This is a genomic window from Actinomadura rubrisoli, assembly GCF_004349215.1.
In the GTDB taxonomy this organism is placed as follows: Bacteria; Actinomycetota; Actinomycetes; order Streptosporangiales; family Streptosporangiaceae; genus Spirillospora; species Spirillospora rubrisoli.
This window is the reverse complement of the sequence record NZ_SMKU01000405.1, coordinates 1-7,638: the sequence shown is the minus strand read 5'-3', so window position 1 is coordinate 7,638 and position 7,638 is coordinate 1. Positions and strand designations below refer to the sequence as shown.

Genomic DNA, 7,638 nt, shown 5'->3' with positions numbered 1-7,638 from the left:
GCGCCACGCCCCCCGCGCCGCCGCCGCACGGCCCTCATCATCGCCGTCACCGCCGCCGTCCTCGCGGCACTGGTAGCCGGCGGCATCATCGCCCTGGCCCTCGCCGGCAAGGACGACGACGCGGCGCCCGGGCAGAAGCGGTCGGACGCGTGGGCGGTCCGGGCGTGCCGGGACGCGCACAAGGCGACGCATGGCGGCGGCGACAGCGAGAAGGCGGTGTCGGCTCGGAAGAACGCCAGACAGAGCAGCGTGTACCAACTGGCGGCGATCGGCTTGGCGTACGACGACGCGACGCAGGGAACGGCCCTGGACGACATCAGGGCAATGAGGGCAGCCCGCGCGATCGACACATGGTGCGCAAACAACAAGGTCGGCCAGTAGAGCAAAGCCCAACCCACACCGCCCGCAGATCTCGCCGCTGACGGGCACCGGCGACCGCGCAAGACGTCTGACCTCGACGGTTCCCGGCAACGAAACGGCCCGCCCCTCCCGGAGGAGACGCGGGCCGCTCGGCCGGTCGGGCTTCCCCACCCGCCGACGATCCGAGACTACCGGCCGCCGCGTCCAGAACACCGCCCCACCAAGGCCACACAAGCAGACGGCCAGAACCACCGAACGCACGCTGACATCCACCTACCCGAAGATCGATGACGTGATGGGCGCGTAAGGACGCCTGGCCGAACTTGAGCCAGCGGCCAAGAGCGCGGTCTCCCGGCGACAGCGCGAGACCGGCCCGGGGCTTCTTCCGGGTTCAGGTCGGTCGGCAGGTCGCGGCCACGGTCGCCGGGCGGGACATCGAGCGCCTGAGAATGAGGCTCGGCTGCTGAACGCCTTGACCTTTTGCCACTAGTTGGTGACGCTCTGTGTGCATGACTCTGCATGATTCAAGCACCGGAGGGCGACGTGGACCCAGAGTTCTTGGGGGTAGACCCCGAATCCGACGACGGCAACTCCGCAACCATCTGGCGCGACCGTGCCACCGGCGACTACCTCCTGCGGGGATGGACCATCGACAGCGAGACCCGCGCGAAGGTCGGCGACGACCCGAGCGGCGAGGTCACGATACGGTTCCCCGCGCGGATGATGCAGTTCCTCCCGGAGGTGAACGGTGGCACCGACGTACCGTGAGCTGCTGACCTCTGCGACTACATCGGCGGTGCACCTGGAGATGCGCGACGTCTATACCGTCGAGTCCGAGCAGGAACGCATCGCCGCGTGGAGGGCCGGGCATCGATACGATCCGGCCGACCGTGCCTCGTGGTGGCGGCCGTGGCTGGACCTGATCGTCGAGACCGTCGAGCGGGGCGTGGACGTGCGTCGGGCCCGCGTCGTGTCCGAGCCGGTGAACGAGTACATCCGATACTCGCACGCCTATGCCTTCACGAACGTGGCCGCCGGTGAACGGCTGCGGTGGCTGCCGCGCGCGATGGCCAGCGATCTCGCATTGCCGGGGAATGACTTCTGGCTGGTCGACGGACGCCTGGTGCTGTTCAACCTCTTCGATGGTGGGGGACGTCCGACAGGCGTGGAGGTCAGCGAGAAGCCGGGAGTGGCGGAGCTGTGCGCTACCGCGTTCGATGCGGTCTGGGGTCGCGGCATCGACCATCAGGACTACCGGCCCGCCTGATCTGCCGTGTCCACCTCGCCGTCGTCGAGTGTTCAGCAGGCTCGGCAAGCCCTTGCCGACCGGCTCCGGGAGATCCGGATGGCCGCAAGCTTGACCGGGACACAGCTCGCGGCGGCGGCGGGATGGGATCGCTCGAAGGTCTCCAAGCTGGAGCACGCGGTCACCTCACCATCAGCGGATGACATCCGGGCATGGTGCCGGTTGTGCGGGGTTCCCGACCGCGCGGACGATCTGGTCGCCGCGCGTCATGAAGCGGACTCGCTGTATCTGGAGTGGCGGCGGTTGCACCGCAGTGGACTGCGTCGCCAGCAGGAGTCTCGACTGCCGTTGTACGAGCGCACGCACGGGTTCCGCTCGTACTCGTCGTGGCTGGTGCCTGGGTTGCTTCAGACCCGGGCGTATGCGGCGTGTGTGCTGGAGTCGATCATGCGGCGTGACAAGTTGCCTGACGACTTGGAGGCGGCGGTCGCCGCGCGAATGGAGCGGCAGCGTGTGCTGTATGAGAGCGGTCGGCGGTTCGCGTTCCTGGTGGAGGAGTCCGTCCTGCGGTCCACGGTGACCGACGCCGAGACTATGGCTGGTCAGCTCGATCACCTGCTGGTGGTGCCGTCGCTGCCCGCGGTGAGCCTGGGGGTGATCCCGGCGGGGGTCGGACGGGCACGTTGGCCGGTGGAAGGTTTCTGGGTCTTTGATGACGTCCAGGTGAATGTCGAGCTGGTCTCCGGTTACCTGACCATTCGGCGCCCGGCGGAGGTGGCGGAGTACGGGCGCGCGTTCTCTGACTTGGCCGGTATGGCGGTGTATGGCCGGGATGCGCGGGCGCTGATCGCGGCGGCCATCGAGGCGCTCGGCTGATTTGGCGCACGCTGCTGCACACTCGTGGACCTGCGATCGAGCGGGTACTTAGCGTCACCTCATGGTTATCGAACAGGGCGTTCACCCGCACGCTTACCCTCACCTCGCGTCCCTGCAGGCTCGGCTCAATGGGCAGGGGTTCAAGACGCGGCTCGACTCGTCCAGCCTCATCGTGATCGCCAGGCAGGACGAGGGGCCGCGCCTGGCGGACACGATCACCTGCCGCAGGCGTGATTCGGACGGCGGTCGCCTGTGGTTCTGGACGTCGTGGGGCGAGCCGATCGCCGAGGCCGAGCACATCGTCGACGCCGCCGTGATCATTGCCGCGAACCTCGGGCCGCAGCCGTGACGCTGGTGCGTGCTGAGGTTCATGCCGTGGCTTGTGCGGGGAGTGTTCATCCGCCGCCGGTGTTGCCGGATGCTGAGCGGCTGGATTGGTATCCGACTACGCACCTGCCGATCCGGGTGGTCGAGCATACGTGCGGACGGTGCCGGACGGTCAGCTACGAGTACGGGTTGATCGGCGGTGCGTATCGGATCCGGCGGGTGGAGCGGCGGGGCGGGCGGCGGTCGCTGGTGTGCGAGACGCCCGCTGTGCGCCGGGTTGTGGCTGAGGCGTGGTGGAGGGCGTTGTTGGCCGGGCAGGCTGTCTGACCTCCTATCGGGTGGGGGTGAGCGCCTTCGTGTAGAGGACTGCCCCGTCGAGGTTTCGCAGGCGGACGGTCAGGGTTGATGAGTGGGCGTCGATGTCGACTTCGCCGAAGAACTGGGAGCCCTCCAGCGGGGACGTGTTGGCGTGCGGGGGTGCTTGGACGAACTTGAGCTGGGGGCCGAAGGTGCCGTCGAGGGTGTTGGGGCCGAAGGCGCCGGCGTTGAGGGGGCCCGAGACGAACTCCCAGAAGGGGTCGAAGTCGGAGAAGGCGGCCTTGGAGGGGTCGTAGTAGTGGGCCGCTGTGTAGTGGACGTCGGCGGTGAGCCAGACCATGTTGCGGACGTGGTGCCTCCTGGCGTGGGAGAGGAGGTCGGCGATCTCGCGTTCGCGGCCGAGGGGGGCGCCGTTGTCGCCCTGGGCGGCGGACTCCTGGGCGGTGCCGTCCGGGACGATGAGGCCGAGGGGGAGGTCGTTCGCGATGACCTTCCAGGTGGCCTTGGAGCGGCGCAGTTCGCGCTTGAGCCAGGCGGTCTGCTCGGCGCCGAGGAGGCCGTCGCGCTGGGTGGGGGACGTGCCCGCGTCGTTCGGGGACTTGTAGGTGCGCATGTCCAGGACGAAGACGTCCAGCAGGGGGCCGTAGGAGACCTTGCGGTAGATGCGGCCGCCACGGACGGGGGTGTACTCCAGCATCGCGCGGCGGGCGCGGGAGGCGAGGACGTCCACGCGCTTCTCGGTGTACTGGGGGAGGTCGAGGATCTCGCCCGGGTACCAGTTGTTGACGGTCTCGTGGTCGTCCCACTGGTAGAGCATCGGGACGCGGGCGTTGAACGCCTGGAGGTTCGCGTCCTGGAGGTTGTAGCGGAACTGGCCGCGGTACTCGGGGAGGGTCTGGGCGACCTTGGACTTCTCGGGGGTGACGATGTTGCGCCAGGTGCGGCCGTCCGGGAGCTTGACGGTCTCGGCGAGGGGGCCGTCGGAGTAGACGAGGTCGCCACTGCACAGGAAGAAGTCGGGGTCGACCGCGCCCATCGCGCGGAAGATGCGGTAGCCGCCGAACTCGGGGTTGATGCCCCAGCCTTGGCCGGCGAGGTCGCCCGACCAGACGAAGCGGATGTCCTGGCGGGTGCGGGGGGCCGTGCGGAGCCGTCCGGTGAGGGGTTCGGACGCGAGTCGGTGGTCCAGGTCGGTCAGACGGACGCGGTAGTGCAGCTCCTCGCCGGGCGGCAGGCCGTGGAGGAACGTCTTGCCCGTCAGGTCGGTGCCGGGGGTGAGGACGGGGCCGCGGACGGTCCGGGCGGCGCGGAAGTCGGGGCGGCGGCTCAGCTCGACCAGCATCCGGGACGGACGGTCGGCGCGGGCCCAGACGACCGCCTCGTGGGCGGTGACGTCGCCGCTCTGCACGCCGTGGGTGAGGCGCGGGCGGCCCGACCGGACGAGGCCCGACGCCGGGGCGCCGCCGAGCAGGGTGAGGGCGGCGCCTCCGCCGACTGCCAGGCCACCGCGCAACACGCTTCGACGGTCCATCGACGACTCCGTTCCTTGATCCTTGTTCCGGCGCATGTTCTCCGGTTCCAGCGGCGGCGGGCCTGACCGCCGGTGGACGGGCGGTGAACACCGCCGTTCCACTTGACAACCTTGGTGACAGAGTGTCTTCTAGGATCCATGTCCGCGCGAGTCTCTCTCGACAGCCCCGTGGCCCTGCGCCGCGTGGCCAGCGCGCTGTGTCCTTCGTGTCGCCGCTGAATCCCGTCTCTGCCCGGGTGAAGCCTCCCCGGATCCGGCCTACACGAAGGACCTCTGGACATGGTTCCCGATCTCACCATGCGCGGTCAGGACGACCCGCACGGCCGCGTGACCGTCGCCCGCCCGCCGACCGTCGGGCAGCTCGCCGTCCGCCTCCATGAGCTGGCGGCGCGGCCGTCCGGCTGGTGGCGGCTGGCCGGGTTCGACGCGGCCTCCCCCGTGAAGGTGCAACTGGACGAGGTGGACGGCGTGCGCGTGTGGCTCATGACGTGGCCGCCCGGGCACCGCACCCGGGTGCACGACCACTCGGGCACCGGGGTCAGCACGCTGATCGCGGGTGAGCTGGCCGAGGTGGTCATCGCGAGCGACGGCGTCACCGAGCGGCCGTTGCGCGCCAACCGGGTGCGTGTGCACGGGATCCGCACCCACGCGTTCAGCAACCCCGGTCCGGCCTTCGCGGTCAGCCTCCACGCGGACCTGTCGGTCTAGGGCGCCGCGTCCAGGAAGGGCGCGGCGGCTTCGCGGCCGATGAGGGGGAGGAGCGCGAAGTAGGTGAGGGAGGGCAGCAGCGACGGCAGCCGCTCCGCCTCGCCCGTCTCGATCTGGACGTGGATGGCGCTGTAGATGCCGCCGACGGTCGCGTCCACGACGGCCACCGGGACCGGCGGCAGGCCGAACGCGGGGTCGGTGAAGAAGTCGCGGAACCGGGTGAGGTTGTGGATGCGCGCGTGCCTGACCTGGGGGCCCGCCGCGTTCACCTCGACCAGCGAAGCGCGCGCGAACCGGGGTTCGCGGGCGAGCATCGCCAGCATCGTGCGGAGCGCGGCCTGGATGCCCTCTGGCCAGGACGGGGCGGCCGCGTAGACCTCCGTCATCCGGCCGAGCAGGATGTCGGTGCCGCGCTTGTAGGCGGCGAGGAAGCACGCGTCGAGGTCGGGGAAGTGGGTGTAGAACGTCTTCTTCGTGACGCCGGCGGCCTCGGTGACGCGGCTGATCGTGGCGCGCGCGAAGCCGCGCTCGGAGACGACCTCGACGAAGGCGTCGATGAGCCGCTCGCGCTGGATGCCGGCGACGGTCTCGGGGGACAGGCCGTGCCGTCCGGGCTTGATGGCCCTGCCGGGGTCCAGGGCCGAGCGGGAGCCGGGGAGCGGCGTGTCCGGGCCGCTCGTCCCGGGCGTGGTGGGCTGCCGTGGCATCACGTGACTCGCGCGTTCGCTCGCTTCAGGGTGATCACCTGCCGTCAGGCACAGACTACTTCGCGGGACGGGAAGGTCTGTGGTGTGCGGCACAGGTCGCAGGCGACGAGGCGCCCCCGGGGCGGTGGGGGCGCCTCGTCCTGGACGCGGCGTCAGGCGGGGGCGGGCTCTGGGCCGCTCTGGCCCCGCCACCGTCCCTCGCGGGACTCGTCGGCCTCGTCGGAGGTCAGGTCGACGGGCCTGCCGTTGAAGATCTCGTCGTCCAGCAGGTTCTCGGACCTGGCGACGAGGACGGGCACGGTGAGCTGGCCGGTGACGTTCAGCGCGGTCCGGGCCATGTCGATGACCTTGTCGATCGCGATGAGGTAGCCGACCGCCTGGAGCGGGAGGCCCACGGTGGTGAGGGTCAGCGTCAGCGCGACCAGCGCCGGGCCGGGCGTCCCGCCGGTGCCGAGCTGGCCGATCACCGCGGCGAGCGCGATCAGCGCGTAGTCGGCGATGCCGAGGTGGAAGCCGGTGTACTGGGCGACGAACACCGCGGCGACCGCCGGGTAGATCGCGCCGCAGCCGTCGAACTTGATCGTCGCGCCGAGCGGCTGGGCGAAACTGGCGTACTCCGGCTGGACGCCGTTGCGCTCGACCGACACCCGCTGCGCGATCGGCAGCGTGGCGAGCGAGGACGAGGACACGAAGGCGAACTCGATCGCGGGCCAGGAGTTGCGCAGGAACTTCAGCGGGTTCACCCGGCCGAACGTCCGCAGCAGGACGGGGTAGCCGATCAGCAGCATGATCGCGACGGCCAGGTAGATCGCGCCGGTGAACTTGGCAAGGGGTTCGAGCGAGCTCGGGCCGTAGGTGGCCACCACCGAGGCGATCAGGAAGAACGACCCGATCGGGGTGAGCAGGACGACCCACCACACGGCCTTCTGCATGACCAGGTAGAGGTCGTCGATGATGCCGGTCAGCCGCTCGCCGCGCTCGCCGAGCGCGACCAGCGCCGCGCCGAACAGCACCGCGAACGTGACGACGCCGAGGACGTTGCCGTCCGCCATCGCCTTGACGATGTTGGACGGGAACAGGTTGTGCAGGACCTGCGTCCACGTGACGGGCTCGGTCTCGGCCGACTCGCTGGCCAGCTTGCCGAGCCCCTTGCCGGGCTTGATGATCAGGGCGACGGCCAGGCCGATCGCGGTGGCGATCGCCGAGGTGACGACGAACCAGCCCAGGGTCTTGGCGGTCAGCCGGGCGACGCTCCCGACGCCCCGGAGCCGTCCGACGCTCACCACGATCGCGGCGAACACCAGCGGCACGACGACGACCTTGAGCAGGCTGACGTAGACGTCGCCGAACGGGTCGAGCCAGTCCTCGGCGGTCTTCTCGCGGTCCGCGAAGTTGTGGACCAGCACGCCGACGGCGACGCCGAGGATGAGCGACAGCACGATCTGCTGCCAGAACTGCCATTTCCAAACACGGAGGTTCACTGAAGGTTCTCCAGGCGCGTGGGACCGCGCGGCCCAGGGGTGGCGGGCACGGCGACGGCATGGGTGGAAGGGGAGAAGAGGGGG

General features: G+C 70.0%; 9 protein-coding genes. 6 read left to right on the top strand and 3 right to left on the bottom strand.

Translation table 11 applies throughout. The features are described 5' to 3' along the window. The 5 genes from E1298_RS48870 to E1298_RS41155 all read left to right on the top strand — a co-directional run. Window positions 1-381 (top strand): hypothetical protein (locus E1298_RS48870; protein ID WP_207945147.1); only part of this gene is annotated, 381 nt, incomplete at its 5' end. 522 nt (window positions 382-903) lie between these two features. Then, on the top strand, window positions 904-1,128 hold the full coding sequence (locus E1298_RS41170; protein ID WP_131902812.1) for a hypothetical protein: 225 nt from the start codon (window positions 904-906) through the stop codon (window positions 1,126-1,128). A 28-nt stretch (window positions 1,129-1,156) separates the two neighbouring features. Next, window positions 1,157-1,627, top strand: a complete 471-nt coding sequence (locus E1298_RS41165) for a DUF6879 family protein (protein WP_243726150.1) — start codon at window positions 1,157-1,159, stop codon at window positions 1,625-1,627. Window positions 1,628-1,633: 6 nt separating this feature from the next. Further along, entirely contained in the window at window positions 1,634-2,482 is an 849-nt protein-coding gene (locus E1298_RS41160; protein ID WP_131902810.1) for a helix-turn-helix domain-containing protein, read from the top strand. Between the two features lie 61 nt (window positions 2,483-2,543). Beyond that, complete coding sequence (locus tag E1298_RS41155; protein ID WP_131902809.1) at window positions 2,544-2,831, top strand: hypothetical protein; 288 nt, start codon at window positions 2,544-2,546, stop codon at window positions 2,829-2,831. 309 nt (window positions 2,832-3,140) lie between these two features. Here E1298_RS41155 and E1298_RS41150 read toward each other — a convergent pair whose 3' ends face one another. Then, window positions 3,141-4,658: an alkaline phosphatase D family protein gene (locus E1298_RS41150; RefSeq protein WP_243726148.1), complete on the bottom strand. Its 1,518-nt coding sequence runs from the start codon at window positions 4,656-4,658 to the stop codon at window positions 3,141-3,143. Between the two features lie 279 nt (window positions 4,659-4,937). Between E1298_RS41150 and E1298_RS41145 the strand changes: the two genes are divergently transcribed. Continuing rightward, complete coding sequence (locus tag E1298_RS41145) at window positions 4,938-5,366, top strand: cupin domain-containing protein (protein ID WP_131902807.1); 429 nt, start codon at window positions 4,938-4,940, stop codon at window positions 5,364-5,366. Here the strand turns inward: E1298_RS41145 and E1298_RS41140 are convergent. Further along, window positions 5,363-6,073 carry a TetR/AcrR family transcriptional regulator gene (locus tag E1298_RS41140; RefSeq protein WP_131902806.1) on the bottom strand — a complete coding sequence of 237 codons (711 nt, stop codon included), beginning with the start codon at window positions 6,071-6,073 and terminating at the stop codon, window positions 5,363-5,365. The genes E1298_RS41145 and E1298_RS41140 overlap by 4 nt on opposite strands. Before the next feature lie 152 nt (window positions 6,074-6,225). Continuing rightward, window positions 6,226-7,554, bottom strand: coding sequence for a dicarboxylate/amino acid:cation symporter (locus E1298_RS41135; protein ID WP_131902805.1), 1,329 nt, complete (start codon window positions 7,552-7,554; stop codon window positions 6,226-6,228). Window positions 7,555-7,638: the final 84 nt, after the last annotated feature.